This window comes from Pseudomonas sp. E315, from assembly GCF_055406205.1.
Genome location: NZ_JBUZPJ010000002.1, coordinates 211,072 through 226,932, shown reverse-complemented (window position 1 = coordinate 226,932; position 15,861 = coordinate 211,072). Strand labels below are relative to the sequence as shown.

Genomic DNA, 15,861 nt, shown 5'->3' with positions numbered 1-15,861 from the left:
ATGGATGTCATCACAAACCATCGGTGTTTCTGCGCCGGTGTTTGCGCGACACTAGGGGCATTCGCCAATGGAGTGCACCATGACTGCCAGCGCAGAAAAATTCACCCGCCAGACGCTTCTCGACGTTACGTCTCTGACCCCCAGTTTGTTTACGCTGCGGACAACACGCGACCCCGGCTTTCGGTTTCGGGCAGGGCAGTTCGCCCGGTTGGGCGTGACCAAGGCTGATGGCAGCACTGTGTGGCGGGCTTACTCGATGGTGTCCTCGCCCTATGATGAGTTCCTCGAATTTTTTTCGATTGTGGTACCTGGCGGGGAGTTCACCAGCGAGCTGAGCCGCTTGCAGGTGGGCGACACATTGATGGTTGATCGTCAGGCTTTTGGTTATTTGACCCTGGATCGCTTCGTTGATGGTCGTGATTTGTGGTTGCTGGCAACTGGCACAGGCATCGCGCCTTTTGTGTCGATCCTGCAAGATTTTGAAGTCTGGGAGAAGTTTGAGCGCATTGTGCTGGTTTACAGCGCCCGTGAAGCACGAGAGCTGGCTTATCAAGAGTTGATCTGCGAGCTGGGTGAGCGTGACTACCTTGCAGAACATGCGCACAAGTTGATCTACATTCCAATCGTGACGCGCGAGCAAATACCGGGTGCTTTGAATGGGCGCATTACAACGTTAATTGAAAACGGTGAGTTGGAACGAGCCGCAGGGGTTGAGCTGAGCCCTGAGCATTCTCGCGTTATGTTATGTGGCAACCCGCAGATGATTGATGACACGCGCAAGTTACTTAAGGATCGAGATATGCAGTTGAGTTTGACGCGCAGGCCGGGGCAGGTTGCTGTCGAGAACTATTGGTAGTTTGCGCTAGTTGCTCGCGTGATTAAAACAACGGCGCCAGCTCAGGCGCCCTTGTTTTAATTGTGCCGTTTAGGGCCGATTGTTTTGCACTTTAAGCAAGTCACGAATCTCGCCCAGCAACTCTTCTTCTTTAGAGGGAAGCGGTGGTGCGCTAGGCGCAACTGCTTCTTCACGTTTCAGACGGTTGATGGCCTTCACACCCATAAAGATGGCAAACGCCACGATGATGAAGTCAATCACGCTCTGGATGAATTTGCCGTAAGCCACGACCACGGCAGGTGCATCGCCTGCGGCGGCTTTGAGAGTGATCGCTAAATCACTGAAATCCACACCACCAATCAACAAGCCCAGTGGCGGCATAACCACATCACCTACAAAGGATGAAACGATTTTGCCAAATGCTGCGCCGATGATGATACCGACGGCCATATCGACCACGTTCCCTTTGACCGCGAAGGCCTTAAACTCACTTATCACGCCCATAGGTTATTCCTTGTTACAGATGAGGTTGGTGGGTGCAGTGTAAATCAGCCTCGCAGATCTTGCCTGCCATCTACGTGTTTAAGGGCGCTATTACCAGCCTTATTTATTAATGGCTCACTTCAGACCTTTCTATTTAGAGTTTCGGGCTTTGACCTCTAGCCTTTGGCAAGCGCACTTCACTGTGCCCCCAATAAAGAGAGGATTTACCCATGAGCACCCCCTTTGGTTTCGGAACACTTTCACAGCGGCGCTTGCTGTGTGTTTTGAGTGCCAGCCTGTTGTCGGTTTCAGTCCATGCTGCGACGTTAACCCGCGATAACGGCGCAGCCGTCGGCGACAACCAAAACTCTCAAACGGCGGGAGCCAACGGCCCCGTAATGCTGCAAGACGTGCAGTTGCTGCAAAAACTTCAGCGTTTTGATCGTGAGCGCATCCCGGAGCGTGTGGTGCATGCCCGTGGTGCAGGCGCACACGGCACGTTCACCGTGACCAATGACTTAAGCGATTTGACCAAAGCCAAGGTTTTTGCTGCTGGGCAAACCACACCGGTGTTTGTGCGCTTCTCGGCCGTGGTGCATGGCAACCACTCGCCAGAAACCCTGCGCGACCCACGAGGGTTTGCCACCAAGTTTTACACCGCTGACGGTAACTGGGACTTGGTCGGCAACAACTTCCCGACGTTCTTCATTCGCGATGCCATCAAGTTCCCGGACATGGTTCACGCGTTCAAACCTGACCCGCGTACCAATCTTGATGACGACTCGCGTCGCTTCGATTTCTTCTCTCACGTTCCGGAAGCCACGCGCACCTTGACCGAGCTGTACTCCAACTCGGGCACCCCGGCCAGCTACCGTGAGATGGACGGCAATGGTGTACACGCTTACAAACTGGTGAACGCCAAAGGCGATGTGCGTTATGTGAAGTTCCACTGGAAAAGCCTGCAAGGCCTGAACAACCTTGATCCTAAGCAGGTGACTCAGGTTCAGGGCAATGATTACAGCCACATGAGCAACGACCTGGTTACCCACATCAACAAGGGCGACTTCCCGAAGTGGGATTTGTATGTGCAGGTGCTCAAACCTGAGGACTTGAAATCGTTCGACTTCGACCCGTTGGATGCGACCAAAATCTGGCCAAATGTGCCTGAGCGCAAAGTGGGTCAGATGGTGTTGAACCGTAACCCGGCCAACGTGTTCCAGGAAACAGAGCAGGTCGCGATGGCTCCGGCCAATCTGGTGCCGGGTATCGAGCCTTCCGAAGACCGTTTGCTGCAAGGTCGCGTGTTCTCCTACGCCGATACGCAGATGTACCGTTTGGGCGCAAACGCCCTGCAATTGCCGATCAACGCACCGCGTATTGCTGTGAACAATGGCAATCAAGACGGCGCCATGAACATCGGCCACACCACCACGGGTGTGAACTATCAGCCAAGCCGTCTGATGCCGCGTGATGAGCCGCAAGCGGCGCGCTACAGCGAAATGCCGTTGTCGGGTAACACTCAGCAAGCGAAGATTCAGCGTGAGCAAAACTTCAAGCAAGCAGGCGACTTGTACCGTTCGTTCAGCAACAAAGAACGTCAGGATTTGATCGCTAGCTTTGGTGGTTCGTTAGCGACCACTGATGATGAAAGCAAGCACATCATCCTGTCGTTCCTCTATAAGGCTGACCCTGAGTACGGCACTGGCGTCACCAAAGTGGCCAAAGGTGATCTGAGCCGCGTGAAGGCACTGGCTGCCAAGCTGGCAGATTAACCCCTGATCCACGCACGCTGCGGTTGTTAAACGACCGCCGCGTGCGTGGGACCTTTGAGTGTTTATAAGGAGGGACAACCATGCGTGCTTTTATGGCTTTAGGGCTGTTGCTGGTCAGTGGGTTGACGTTTGCTGAACAGCCCGACACCCAAGCCCAACTCCAGAGCTACTACTTCGATGCTGCCCGCCGAGGCGATGTCGCCATGCTCGATACCTTCATCGAGTCGCACTACACACTCGACGTTCAAGACAACAAAGGCTACACCGCGTTGATTCTCGCGGCCTATAACGGTCAGGGGGAGGCGGTAGAGCATTTACTGGGCGCTGGCGCCAATGCGTGTGTGCAAGACAAACGCGGTAACACAGCCTTGATGGGCGCTATTTTCAAAGGTGAGCTTACAATTGCTCGCCGCTTGCTGGCGGCTGACTGTAACCCCGACCAACGCAATGGCGCTGGGCAGACTGCCGCGATGTACGCCGGCCTGTTTAAGCGGGTTGAAATTCTCAAGGATTTGTCCCGTAAAGGGGCGGATCTGACGGCTGAAGACCCACTGGGCAACAGTGCCGCTCGGCTGGCCAATGGTGAAATTCGCATGCCGGTATCACGCTGATCCCTGCCGGGTGGGCTATCATCGCGTTTTTTTCGCGGAGTTCAGATGGCCAAGCCTAAGCGCATATTCGGCTGCACCGAGTGCGGTGCAACGTTTCCCAAGTGGGCCGGGCAGTGCGCTGAGTGCGGGGTCTGGAACACATTGGTTGAAACCATTGTAGAAAGCGGCTCGGCAGCTCCCCCCAGCGGCAGAACAGGCTGGACCGGGCAACAAGCGCAGATCAAAACCCTGGCTGAAGTCAGCATTGCAGAAATCCCGCGCTTCTCGACCGCCTCCGGTGAGCTGGATCGAGTGCTCGGTGGCGGGCTGGTTGATGGCTCGGTGGTGCTGATTGGCGGCGATCCGGGGATCGGTAAGTCCACCATTCTGCTGCAAACCTTGTGTCACATGGCCACGCGCATGCCTGCGTTGTATGTGACTGGCGAGGAGTCCCAACAGCAAGTGGCCATGCGTGCCCGGCGTTTGGGGTTGCCGCAGGATCAGCTCAAGGTCATGACCGAAACCTGCATCGAAAGCATTATCGCCACGGCCAAGCTGGAAAAGCCCAAGGTGATGGTGATCGACTCCATTCAGACCATCTTCACGGAACAGCTGCAATCAGCGCCGGGCGGCGTGTCGCAAGTGCGTGAAAGTGCCGCCTTGCTGGTGCGTTATGCCAAGTCGAGCGGCACGGCAATTTTTTTGGTCGGCCACGTGACCAAAGAAGGCGCATTGGCGGGCCCTCGCGTGTTGGAGCATATGGTCGACACCGTGCTGTATTTCGAAGGCGAGTCTGACGGGCGTCTGCGTTTGCTGCGTGCGGTAAAAAACCGTTTTGGCGCGGTCAACGAACTGGGCGTGTTCGGCATGACGGACAAAGGCCTGAAAGAAGTCTCTAACCCGTCTGCGATTTTCCTCACTCGGGCGCAGGAAGAAGTGCCGGGCAGCGTAGTTATGGCTACTTGGGAGGGCACACGGCCCATGTTGGTCGAAGTTCAAGCGCTGGTGGATGACAGCCATATGTCCAACCCGCGGCGTGTGACCTTGGGGTTGGATCAAAACCGTTTGGCCATGTTGCTGGCAGTCTTGCACCGACATGGCGGTATTCCGACTCACGACCAGGACGTTTTCCTCAACGTGGTGGGTGGGGTCAAAGTGCTTGAGACAGCGTCTGACTTGGCCTTGATGGCCGCCGTGATGTCCAGCCTGCGCAACCGACCGTTACCTCACGACTTGCTGGTGTTTGGTGAGGTCGGCTTGTCCGGCGAAGTGCGCCCAGTGCCCAGTGGTCAGGAGCGTTTGAAAGAGGCGGCCAAACATGGTTTTAAACGCGCCATCGTGCCCAAGGGCAACGCCCCAAAAGAGTCGCCACCCGGTTTGCAAATCATAGGTGTGACCCGTTTGGAACAAGCGCTGGATGCGCTGTTTGAGTAAGCCGAGCTGAATGGTTTAGCTGCAATTAATGCGTCTAAAAGGATGTAGATGTGACACGGATAGTTTATGGATTTGCCTTGGGCGTTAGCCTGTTTCTAAGTGGCTGTGTGTCTTACTCACTGCATGAATCGGCGCCGGTCGAGGCGTGGCCGCCCTTAGCTGGCAGCAGCAAGACCAAGCCTGTGATGACTGTGCGGTTTAGCCCAACCCCGGGCTTTAATGATCAACAGCGAGCGCGGCTCGGCGCAACAGAGCAATTTCACGGCATCATCCTCAACACCTTTGCCCAATCCGGGCGTTTTGAGCGTGTTACCACACAACCTCAAGGGTCGGATCTGTACGTCAACGCGATCTTGGGTTCATACGAAACGGGCAGTAAGCTCAGCGCGGTTATCACCGGAGCAACTCTGTTACTTGTTCCGATGACCTTTCGCACAAGTTACACCCTGGAAATGATCTACAGAAACGGCGATGGCAAAGTGATTGGCCGAACAGAACAAACGGAATCGATCCAAACTTGGGTTCAACTGTTTCTGGTGGTTGCGGCGCCGTTTAACACTGTGCCCGATAAAGTCGTCCAGCGACTGACCCAACGCTCAGTTGAAGAAGCGATCAGGCTTAAGTTGATTTAAGGCAGGTGGCCTACAGGTGTGGGTCAGGGGGTTAACAGGCCATCAACGCTCCCAACTCTCGATCAAGTTGCGCCGGGTCCCCCATATTCAACTCGATCAGGCGCCGCAGGTGGCTGATCGAGTCGAGGTCGATGTGCTCGCAGGCAAAACCCAGTTGTTCATCAGCGTCATGGGCCAAGCGCACATCCATGTAGACCTGCGTGTGCGGGTCAAGCTGGATCTGGGCCGTGAAAGGCTGATTAGCGTCGGCTTGCCAGTTCTGCGGACGCTCAATCAGCAAGCCTTTTAGCGACAGATCAATCAACGTGACCGACCAACGGTGCGGCCCTTGCTGAAGTTCTGTGCGGGCATCAAACCCGATACGCGTAAAACGTCGACGTTCTGCGAAATGGTCGTGCATGGCAGAGCCCTCTGGGTGTGCCTTGAACTATAGCCCTCACGGGCCAAAAGCCAGCATTGCAAAAAACCATAAAAGAAGGCTCTAGACCGACCTTGGGGGCTGGTCTTTAGTGCTGAGGGCGCTAAACTCCGGGGGCAGTCCTTCTTGTCCAACTGGCCGGAATATAAAAATGAATAATAAAAATAGCCTGCTACGCCACATCCCGTGGCTGGTGCTGGCAATTGTAGGAGCCTGCGCCCTTGGCGTGGTGGCATTGCGTAGGGGTGAGGCGATTAACGCGCTGTGGATTGTAGTGGCTGCGGTCGCTATCTATCTGGTCGCTTATCGTTACTACAGTCTGTTTATTGCTAATCATGTAATGCAGCTGGACCCGCGCCGGGCAACGCCGGCGGTGCTCAACAACGATGGTCTGGACTACGTGCCGACCAACAAACACATTCTTTTTGGTCACCACTTTGCAGCTATTGCTGGCGCCGGACCTTTGGTCGGCCCCGTATTGGCCGCGCAAATGGGCTATCTGCCGGGCACGCTTTGGCTGATCGCCGGTGTGGTGCTGGCCGGTGCTGTGCAGGACTTCATGGTTCTGTTCATGTCCACTCGTCGTAACGGTCGTTCGCTGGGCGACATGGTGCGCGAAGAAATGGGCAAGGTGCCAGGCACCATTGCGCTATTTGGCTGCTTCCTGATCATGATCATCATCCTCGCGGTGCTGGCACTGATCGTGGTCAAAGCCTTGGCCGAGAGCCCGTGGGGCATGTTCACCGTGATGGCCACCATCCCGATTGCGATGTTCATGGGCATTTACATGCGCTACATCCGTCCGGGTCGCATCGGGGAAATCTCGATTGTTGGTGTGCTGCTGTTGCTCGGCTCGATCTGGCTGGGGGGCCAAATCGCAGCTGATCCTGAGTGGGCTCACGTGTTTACCTTCACCGGTACGCAAATCACCTGGATGTTGATCGGTTATGGCTTTGTTGCGGCAGTCCTGCCGGTGTGGCTGGTACTGGCACCACGTGACTATCTGTCGACCTTCCTCAAAATCGGCACCATTGTTGCGCTGGCGATCGGCATTCTGGTCACCATGCCAGAACTGAAAATGCCCGCACTGACACAGTTCACTGACGGCACTGGCCCAGTCTGGAAAGGCGGCCTGTTCCCGTTCCTGTTCATCACCATTGCGTGTGGTGCGGTGTCGGGTTTCCACGCGCTGATCTCCTCGGGTACCACACCCAAACTGCTGGATAACGAAAGCAACGCCCGTTACATCGGTTACGGCGGCATGCTGATGGAGTCCTTCGTGGCCATCATGGCAATGGTGGCTGCTTCGGTGATTGAGCCGGGCGTGTACTTCGCCATGAACAGCCCTGCGGCTATCGTTGGCGGCGACGTGGTGACCGTGGCGCAAACGGTGAGCAGTTGGGGCTTTGCAATCACCCCGGATGCCCTGAGTGCGTTGGCCAAAGACATCGGTGAAACCACCGTTCTGGCCCGTGCAGGTGGTGCGCCAACCCTGGCAGTGGGGATCGCACAGATCCTGCATAACGTGTTGCCGGGCGAAAACACTATGGCGTTCTGGTACCACTTCGCCATTCTGTTTGAAGCCCTGTTCATTCTGACTGCCGTTGATGCGGGTACGCGTGCCGGTCGATTCATGCTGCAAGACCTGTTGGGCAGCTTTGTTCCTGCCCTTAAACGCACCGAGTCCTGGGGCGCCAACTTGTTGGCAACCGGTCTGTGTGTGGCGATGTGGGGTTACTTGCTGTACCAAGGCGTGATCGACCCTCTGGGCGGGATCAACACCTTGTGGCCTCTGTTCGGTATCTCTAACCAGATGCTGGCAGGTATTGCGTTAATGCTGGCCACGGTTGTGCTGATCAAAATGAAGCGTCAGCGCTACATCTGGGTCACCATGCTGCCAGCGGTTTGGCTGCTGATCTGCACCACGACCGCAGGCTTTATCAAGCTGTTCGATGCCAATCCGGCGGTAGGCTTCCTGGCGCTGGCGAACAAATACAGCACCGCACTGGACGCAGGCCAAGTAATTGCACCGGCCAAAAGCATTGATCAGATGCAACACGTCATCATCAACGCGTACACCAACGCCGGGCTGACAGTGCTGTTCCTGTTCGTGGTGTTCAGCATCCTGTTCTATGCGATCAAAGTAGGTGTGGCTGCGTGGGGTACCAAAGAACGTACGGATAAAGAGTCGCCGTACCAAGCCATGCCGGATGCTTAACAGAGGGTTGCAACCATGTTCAATGACCTGAGTCGCCTCGGTAAATACCTCGGTCAGGCAGCGCGCCTGATGGTCGGCATGCCCGACTACGACAACTACGTCGAGCATATGCAAACCAAACATCCCGATAAGCCGGTGATGAGCTACGAGGCGTTCTTTCGGGAACGCCAAGAAGCACGTTACGGCGGCAAGGGTGGCCCTAAGTGCTGTTAACCCGCTAATACGCGGGCTTGTGTAGGAGCGAGCGTGCTCGCGATGGCGGCTTGGCATTCAACCTCATGGTTGATTGGCAGCCCGTTATTGCGAGCAACTCGTTCCTACAGTTGTTTTAGCACCCCCATTTTTTAAGGAGACACTGCATGTCATCTCCCATCCCCGTCACCATTCTCAGTGGCTTTCTCGGTGCTGGTAAAACCACCTTGCTGCGTTACCTGCTTAAGGCCGAACACGGGCTTAAAATCGCCGTTATCGAAAACGAATTCAGCGACGCCGGGATCGATACTCAACTGCTGGGCGACGAGCCCGTACAAGTGATGACCCTGGCCAACGGCTGCGTGTGCTGCACCATCCACACCGACCTGACCAAGGCGCTGTACCTGTTGCTTGAGCGTTTGGACAGCGGCGAAATTGCTTTTGATCGCTTGGTGATCGAATGCACGGGCCTGGCTGACCCGGCCCCCGTCGCACAAACTTTTTTCATCGATGAAGAGTTACGCGAACGCTACCTGCTAGACGGCATCATCACCTTGGTCGATGCGGCCCACGCGGATGTCCATCTGACTCAAACCATCGCTCAAGCGCAGATTGGCTTTGCAGATCGATTGCTAGTGAGTAAGCGCGACTTGGTGGATGACGCTACGTTTGATGCGTTGAGCGAGCGTTTGACCCGCATCAACCGCCGGGCTCCGATCCGAGTGGTCGAGCACGGCAAAATAGACCTGGCGCAACTGCTGGATGTGCGCGGGTTTAACCTCAATGCAGATTTGGGTGGCGGGCTAAGCTTGCGTCCGGTGCAGCCTGCAACCTCCATTGATCGCATTTCAAGCGTAGTGCTGCGCACCGAAAAAGCGCTGGATATCGACAGCCTCAGCGCATTCATGAACGAACTGCTCGAAGACCACGGCAAACAGCTGCTGCGCTACAAAGGCGTACTGAATATTGCGGGTGAGGATCGTCGATTAGTGTTTCAGGGCGTACTCAAACTCTATGGTTTTGATTGGGACACCGAATGGCGCGACGGCGAAACGCGTGAAAGTGTGATGGTATTCATTGCCGATGATTTGCCCGAGGCCAAGATTCGCGAGGGTTTTGCACAGTTGTAAAATAATATTTTAAATGCCGTAAGAATGTTTTTATTGATGATGGTAGGGCCAGTAGTTGCGGAGAAAGGACGGCGTGTAAGAGGGGTTTGTGAAAGTAACTGTATATAACAGTTACGTTGGGAAATACCTTGTAAGTTGGTTCTGATAAATCAGCGTGTTACTGTTTTTCGGTGCTCAATGTAGGGCCTAATTAACAATAAGGGACTGAAAATCATGAAAGAAGATCTTTTGGCTATGTCCGGTGATTTTGAAAATGAATTTAGCGCTTATGCGTTGGTTAGTGAAGTAAGTGCTGAGTCGGTTGATGTGACTATCGTTGAATGTGGAACCGAGAACTGCACTGCCCTATTGTGCTAATAAGCATAGCGTATGCGCATGAGTATTAAGTGTGCGCTAAACATTGCAGAGGCATAAGAAGCCCCAACAATGGGGTGGCGAAAAATAGAGCAGGTTTTCTGCTCTATTTTTTTGTTGGAGGCTGGGTGTGTTAGAGAAAAGTTTAAAGTTCCGTCAGCGAGGCAAACATTTTTATACCTCTCATCTAGAGGCGAGCTTGTTTACCCAGCATATGGAGAAATTGCATGAAGCAGACGTTCATGTAAAACAGTATTTCGGGTTGGCGCGTGCGCAGTTACTTGAATGTATTAACGGTGGTGAGGAAGGTTTTACTCTCGCGGAAGGCGAGGCCGTTGCAGTAGAGGCTTTAAATAAAAAAATCATAAAGCTAGAAGCGCAGACTTTTTTTGATGAAGCGTCTGTTTCTATGGGGCTTAAGGAATTTGGCTTACGGTTTTATAATTTTTTTGTAAAGTCTATTGTAAAGGATGTGCGTTTTTCAGCGGTGACAAGTTATATCGACGTCGATAAATTGTTGGGCAGTACCGAGCTATATATTGTTGATGTTGTCAGTCGCTCAGCTGAACCTAGTCTGGTTCATTATTTAAATACTAGAATTTCAGAAGGCGAGGGTGTTGGCGATGAACAGCTGGGGCTTGAGTTGCGGTACAAAACGCTGCGGCCGCTGCTGACGGCTTATCCAGTGTTAGCTAAAGGGTTGTTTGAATTTATTGATGATACCGTCGATTATTTTTTTAAGGTGCTTCAGGGATTTATTGACGATAAAGAGCACTTGGCGCTGAGTTTTAAGTTGAAGTCTCAGGTGGTATCCTCTATTTGTTTTGGTCTTGGTGACCCTCACGGTAACTCGGAAACTGTTTGCAGTGTTGAGGTCGGGGATACAGTTCTCATTTATAAGCCGCGAAAGAGTCATGAGGTTGTGTTTTATAATCGATTGCTGGCTTTTCTTTGCAGTAAAACCAGGTTGCAGTGTTTCGATATTTATGCCCCTGTCTTGTTAAATATTGATAACCACTCTTGGATTGAGCGGGTAGAGAATCGCGTCTGCGAAACAGAAGCTGATGTGGCTTTGTTTTATCAGAAGCTGGGGGCTCAGGTCGCAGTAATTTACGCATTGAACGGAATCGACTTTCATCACGAAAATATTATCGCGTGTGGTTGCGACCCCGTCATGATTGATCTGGAGTGCTTATTTACGGGGAGCTTGAGCGATCAGCTCTTCGATTTGCCTAGGGACTCTGCTTTATTCAAAGCCTTTAAGCAAACCCGGCATTCAGTTTTTTCGAGCGGCTTTGTACCTTTTGCGCAAGGTGGCTCAAATGATGTGAGTGGTTTAAGCAGGCAAGAGATACTGTTATCGACGTCTCGAAAACTAGTCTGCGAAAGTGGTTTTTATCATCTTATAAAACACCCCGTTGAACACCGTTCGCTTCAAAAACACTTACCTATTTTTGAAAACACTCACCGGGGAGTTGATGAGTGGCGTGATGCATTTATGAACGGCTTTGAGTGCGGCTATGACGCAGTGATGAACAATAGAGATGAGGTTGTAAGTCTGCTGGAGGAGTTTGCCGCAACACTGTCTACACGTGTGCTGGTCAGGAATACTCAGCGCTATGCTGACTTTATGTCTTTAAGTCAGCATCCGCGCTTTACACAAAACATGTTAGATAAAGAATTGTTGTTAGCGACGATATGGAAAGATACAAAGCCACATTATGCTGATGTGCGCGTTCCAGAGCATGAAATAGCTGCCCTGGAAAAACGATGTGTACCTTATTTCACCATGAAGCTCGACACGTGCCGCTTGGTCAGCTCGCACGGCATTGTCAGTGATATGCAAGCAGTAGAAACGCCACTGGACTGTTGTAAAAATAAAATTGCCAGCCTGTCACCCGTCGACAAACGCTTACAAATGGCCGTACTTCAAAATTGTTTGTTCTCAGACCCTGATAGTCACTTGTCTAATGGGAAGGCATCCCGTGATGCGCTCAGTGTTCAGGAGCAAGTTCAACGTTTAGAGTGCGTTGTGACACTGGCCTCCCTGCTGGAAGAGTTAGCGATTGGTAGGGAGGGTTCAGACGTTAGATGGCTTAACTTCCAAACTAATGCCTCCACACGGCGTAAATATTTGTCTCCTATGGGTAATGGTCTGTACTCAGGGATTGCTGGATTAGGTCTGTTGTACCTAGGGCTGTATAAGGTTACTCAGCAAGCGTTTTATTTACAGCGTGTTGATCAAATTTTGCAGTCGTTATCTGAGACCTTAGATTACTTTAAAGCCGATATCAGTGTGAGTGCTTATCATGGTGTTGGTTCATACCTGTATTTGCGTATTAACAGGCAAGTGATTGTGGATGAACCTCTGTTTGACACTATTGCTGAGGGGTGGCTTAGTAAGTTGATGGAAGTGCCTGCCTGTGAATATGAATACGATTTCTTGGGCGGGTGCTGCGGTGCTATTACCCTGCTGTCGAATATATATTTGATCGAGCCCAGGGCTGATCTTTTATTAGCCATTAATAGGTGGATTGAATATCTGAGGTCCGAGACCGTATTTCGGGATGGTAAGTGCTACCGAAAAAAAGATAGCTCGATAATTCTCACGGGTCTTTCTCATGGCTTGTCGGGTGTCACTTATGCCATATGTAAGGCGTATGAGGTCAATGAAGATGAGTCATTAATTTCGTTGGCAATTGAGCTGATCAAAGCCGAAAACTGTTTGATGAAAGATGGCTTTTGGTTAGATCTACGTGATGCCGATAATCCAGGATGCTTATCCATGTGGTGTCATGGCGATGGAGGTATTTTGTTAACAAGGCAGCAGTTCCTCAAAACGATGGAAAATAAAGTATGCGCTGATATTTTGCATGAAGTGCAGTCGGATATCGTTCGGTGTGAACATAATCTTTGGGAAAAGGGATTCGGCAGTAGCTATAGCTTGTGCCACGGTGATTTCGGCAACTTGATGTGTTTGCACACCCTATATCAACGCACAGCCAATCAACCGGGCCTGGATCGTGTTGAGCAACATTTGAGCCTACTGACTGATCGCTTTTTTGCAGGCGCGACCCTTAACACGCAATCGCTACCTGATATTGGGCTTATGACAGGCGTAGCAGGCGTTGGTTATGCCTTGCTCTATGCAATTGACCCGACCATGCCTGGTGTTCTGACTCTGGGCTTAGGCTCTGTATGATTTGAGTACATAGACCAGCAAGGCCAGCAGTAGGCAGGTGCTGGAGATCCATAAGGGGGTTGGTTGGTCGATCAGACTGACCAGCACACCTATTACTGCTGCAACCACCTGATGAATCAGACCGCAGAGTGCCATTGCATAAGGTCCCGTTACGGGGGAGTGTTCACTCGCCTGGGACAAACTGATGGGGTAGTTGATGGCCTGGCCGAATACGATCAGACAGTACGGCAGCCAGAGTAATAAGGAATTTGACGTTATCCACAAACCGATCACCATCACGGTACTGGCAAGCAGCATAAAGGTAGTGGCAACTGTCGTTAGCTTTGTTCGCCCTAATGTTGAGACGTATCGACTGACACTGAGTGAACCCAGAAGATAGGCCAGGCTCATCCCCCAGCCTAGTCGCCCGTAGTCATTGACCGACCACTGATAGGTCCTTTGAAAGATCGCGGGTGCTGCGGTATTGAAGGCAATAATGATGCCGTAGCCTAAGCCGCCAATAAACGCGGCCCGCAAAAAAGGCAGGTGACGGGCAATACTTAAATAGTGGCCCCAACAAACGGGCGTCTCATTGGCCCTGGGGGAGTTTAATAAGTAACGGTAGATAATCACTATTAAAACCACCGAGCCCAATGCCAATACGTAAAAAATGACGGGCCACCCGAAGGCACTCATCAATAAGGCGCCTGCATATTGGCCAATCCCTAGTGAAACAACAAAAGCAATGGATAAGAGTGAGAGGGCCTTGGCCAGTTCATTGCCTTTGAAGTGATGAGCAATCAATGAGCGGGCCATTACCGATATGCCACTGGCGCCTAAGCCTTGAGTAAAGCGAGCGCACAAAAACACTTCTACATCCGTGGACAATGCGGCGAGCGTGCTGCTAATGGCAAATACAACCAAAGACAACATCAATACAGGTTTAAGCCCAATCCAAGCGCCCCATTTGCCTAGAAACAACATGGGCAGTGCCATTCCCACTAAATAAATGGGCAAAGCCAGCGAGGTGAGCGCGTCTGTTGTTTGCAAGGACAAGGCGAGTGCAGGAAGTGCAGGCAAATACATCATCATGCCTAGCTGTGCCAGAAACACAGATGCGCAGGCAATAGTGATCACGTGAAAATGATATGTCTGCTCCATTCCTATTGCCCCTGATGTTTAATGGCTGTTTCAGCTGTTTGGTGAGGTTGGCGCGTAGAACATGATTATTCTATAGGGGCGACATTAATCGACGTTCCACCAATATTCTTTTACTAGATTACAAAATTTTATTATCAGAGCGGGTGTCATATCTGCGCGAAGGGTAATCCGAATAGCAGACTCGCCCCGAGCAACAACCGGAAAAAATACAGCAGCTGTGAAAAAACCATTGTCGGCGAGGTAGGCTGCTATTCGTGTGGCGATCTCTGCTTGGCCACACCGAATAAGCCTGATAGCCGTAAAACTGCCGGACTGCGCTGTGTTTATGAGGCTGTCGAACAGTTCTATGTTGGCCTGTAACCTGCGTTGTAACAGGCTCAGTTCATGGGTGTGGTGAAGCGCAACGGAGGCTCTTCCGGCGCCGATTGCTGCGCTGTTCAAGCTTTGAGACCAGTTGCTGGGGCCGCCATAGCGCAAGGTTTTTTGTTTGTGTTCAAGGTCTGCGAACATAACAACGCCGCCGCTGGCGCCGAAGGACTTTGCCAGTGATGCCACAATAATTGAGCTGTCGTCAAATGCTGGAAAGCTTGATCGGATATATCCTCTGCCGTGGTCACCCGTGGCGGACAATGAGTGCGAATCATCGAGGTAAGTAAATAAGCCATAACGATTTTTTAAATATTTAATGGCTTCAACGTTTGTCACGCCGCCCATGCTGTACACACCGTCAGCAATGTAGGCCACGCGTCGATTTGTTTTGCACAGGTCTTCAAGATAGTCCATGTCATTGTGCGGGCACGTCACAACATCGGTTTCATCTGCACAGGCGGCTTTTATATGGTTCATCGAGTAGTGAGCGTGTTTGTCAAAACACATGACGGGTGCGACATTGCCGGTGAATGTGCCACAAGCCAGTAATGGAAGTACGCCTGAACTTGCGGCACTGCATGATAATGTACTGAGGCAGTGGGCTGAAAACAGTGTTGATAACTCGTTTTCATACAGTTCCAGGATGTGAAGTTTGCAACGATTTTTAGAATTTGAAATTCGTAGCGAGCCGGTGTCTCTGAGGGCGTTAATGGCGCCTTCTAATAGGGCGGGGTGATAATCAAGCCCGAGGTAGGAGGTAGTGCAAAAATGGTGGAATGTTCGACCGTATTGGTCTTTTAACTGGTTAATGTTTTCTATGGTCGTATCAAGGTTAGATGTTTTTTCACGCTCTGCTGCTTTCCAGTGAGCATCTGCTAATTCGATAACTTTCTTGTAATTGCCGAATGTGTTTTTTTGCGCAGTTGTGCCCAGCATTTTCGATAGCTCCTTCTAGTGTGGAAGAAGTTATTTTCAACGTTTATTACTAAATGTGTATGTGGGCGGGTTCCGTAGCTTAGGCAAGATAATCCTACGCTGGCGAATGAAAATTCATATTTGTAGGAATGTGTGCGTGGAAAATTGGAAGTAAGG

14 protein-coding genes are annotated in these 15,861 nt (G+C 51.9%); 10 read left to right on the top strand and 4 right to left on the bottom strand.

Translation table 11 applies throughout. The features are described from left to right. Nucleotides 1–79: 79 nt before the first annotated feature. Nucleotides 80–856, top strand: coding sequence for a ferredoxin--NADP reductase (locus ACZRJQ_RS04365; RefSeq protein ID WP_463977184.1), 777 nt, complete (start codon nucleotides 80–82; stop codon nucleotides 854–856). Between the two features lie 69 nt (nucleotides 857–925). Here ACZRJQ_RS04365 and mscL read toward each other — a convergent pair whose 3' ends face one another. Further along, nucleotides 926–1,339, bottom strand: a complete 414-nt coding sequence (gene mscL, locus ACZRJQ_RS04360) for a large-conductance mechanosensitive channel protein MscL (RefSeq protein ID WP_016779363.1) — start codon at nucleotides 1,337–1,339, stop codon at nucleotides 926–928. A 209-nt stretch (nucleotides 1,340–1,548) separates the two neighbouring features. Here mscL and katB point away from each other — a divergent pair, with 209 nt between their 5' ends. From katB to ACZRJQ_RS04340, 4 genes are all read left to right on the top strand, one after another. Beyond that, nucleotides 1,549–3,090: a catalase KatB gene (gene katB, locus ACZRJQ_RS04355; protein ID WP_463977183.1), complete on the top strand. Its 1,542-nt coding sequence runs from the start codon at nucleotides 1,549–1,551 to the stop codon at nucleotides 3,088–3,090. 80 nt (nucleotides 3,091–3,170) lie between these two features. Beyond that, the gene (locus ACZRJQ_RS04350; protein WP_463977182.1) at nucleotides 3,171–3,701 is read left to right on the top strand and encodes an ankyrin repeat domain-containing protein; all 531 of its coding nucleotides are present in this window, start codon (nucleotides 3,171–3,173) and stop codon (nucleotides 3,699–3,701) included. Nucleotides 3,702–3,746: 45 nt separating this feature from the next. Then, nucleotides 3,747–5,114, top strand: coding sequence for a DNA repair protein RadA (radA, locus tag ACZRJQ_RS04345; RefSeq protein ID WP_463977181.1), 1,368 nt, complete (start codon nucleotides 3,747–3,749; stop codon nucleotides 5,112–5,114). Nucleotides 5,115–5,164: 50 nt separating this feature from the next. Continuing rightward, nucleotides 5,165–5,746, top strand: coding sequence for a hypothetical protein (locus tag ACZRJQ_RS04340; RefSeq protein WP_463977180.1), 582 nt, complete (start codon nucleotides 5,165–5,167; stop codon nucleotides 5,744–5,746). Between the two features lie 31 nt (nucleotides 5,747–5,777). Here ACZRJQ_RS04340 and ACZRJQ_RS04335 read toward each other — a convergent pair whose 3' ends face one another. Further along, complete coding sequence (locus ACZRJQ_RS04335) at nucleotides 5,778–6,146, bottom strand: PilZ domain-containing protein (protein ID WP_463977179.1); 369 nt, start codon at nucleotides 6,144–6,146, stop codon at nucleotides 5,778–5,780. A gap of 169 nt (nucleotides 6,147–6,315) precedes the next feature. Between ACZRJQ_RS04335 and ACZRJQ_RS04330 the strand changes: the two genes are divergently transcribed. The 5 genes from ACZRJQ_RS04330 to lanM all read left to right on the top strand — a co-directional run bounded on the left by ACZRJQ_RS04330 (nucleotide 6,316) and on the right by lanM (nucleotide 13,260). After that, a complete protein-coding gene (locus tag ACZRJQ_RS04330; protein ID WP_463977178.1) occupies nucleotides 6,316–8,382 on the top strand; it encodes a carbon starvation CstA family protein in 2,067 nt (688 codons plus the stop codon). Nucleotides 8,383–8,397: 15 nt separating this feature from the next. After that, nucleotides 8,398–8,595: a YbdD/YjiX family protein gene (locus ACZRJQ_RS04325; protein WP_007937254.1), complete on the top strand. Its 198-nt coding sequence runs from the start codon at nucleotides 8,398–8,400 to the stop codon at nucleotides 8,593–8,595. A gap of 146 nt (nucleotides 8,596–8,741) precedes the next feature. Continuing rightward, entirely contained in the window at nucleotides 8,742–9,704 is a 963-nt protein-coding gene (yjiA, locus tag ACZRJQ_RS04320; protein WP_463977177.1) for a GTPase, read from the top strand. A gap of 213 nt (nucleotides 9,705–9,917) precedes the next feature. Further along, nucleotides 9,918–10,061: a hypothetical protein gene (locus ACZRJQ_RS04315; RefSeq protein ID WP_463977176.1), complete on the top strand. Its 144-nt coding sequence runs from the start codon at nucleotides 9,918–9,920 to the stop codon at nucleotides 10,059–10,061. Nucleotides 10,062–10,188: 127 nt separating this feature from the next. Continuing rightward, nucleotides 10,189–13,260 carry a type 2 lanthipeptide synthetase LanM gene (lanM, locus tag ACZRJQ_RS04310; RefSeq protein WP_463977175.1) on the top strand — a complete coding sequence of 1,024 codons (3,072 nt, stop codon included), beginning with the start codon at nucleotides 10,189–10,191 and terminating at the stop codon, nucleotides 13,258–13,260. Here the strand turns inward: lanM and ACZRJQ_RS04305 are convergent. Together ACZRJQ_RS04305 and ACZRJQ_RS04300 are read right to left on the bottom strand one after the other, a co-directional pair. Further along, a complete protein-coding gene (locus ACZRJQ_RS04305; RefSeq protein WP_463977174.1) occupies nucleotides 13,246–14,400 on the bottom strand; it encodes an MFS transporter in 1,155 nt (384 codons plus the stop codon). The two genes, lanM and ACZRJQ_RS04305, sit on opposite strands and share 15 nt — an antisense overlap. Before the next feature lie 84 nt (nucleotides 14,401–14,484). Next, nucleotides 14,485–15,705: an aminotransferase class I/II-fold pyridoxal phosphate-dependent enzyme gene (locus ACZRJQ_RS04300; RefSeq protein ID WP_463977173.1), complete on the bottom strand. Its 1,221-nt coding sequence runs from the start codon at nucleotides 15,703–15,705 to the stop codon at nucleotides 14,485–14,487. Between the last annotated feature and the right edge of the window lie 156 nt (nucleotides 15,706–15,861).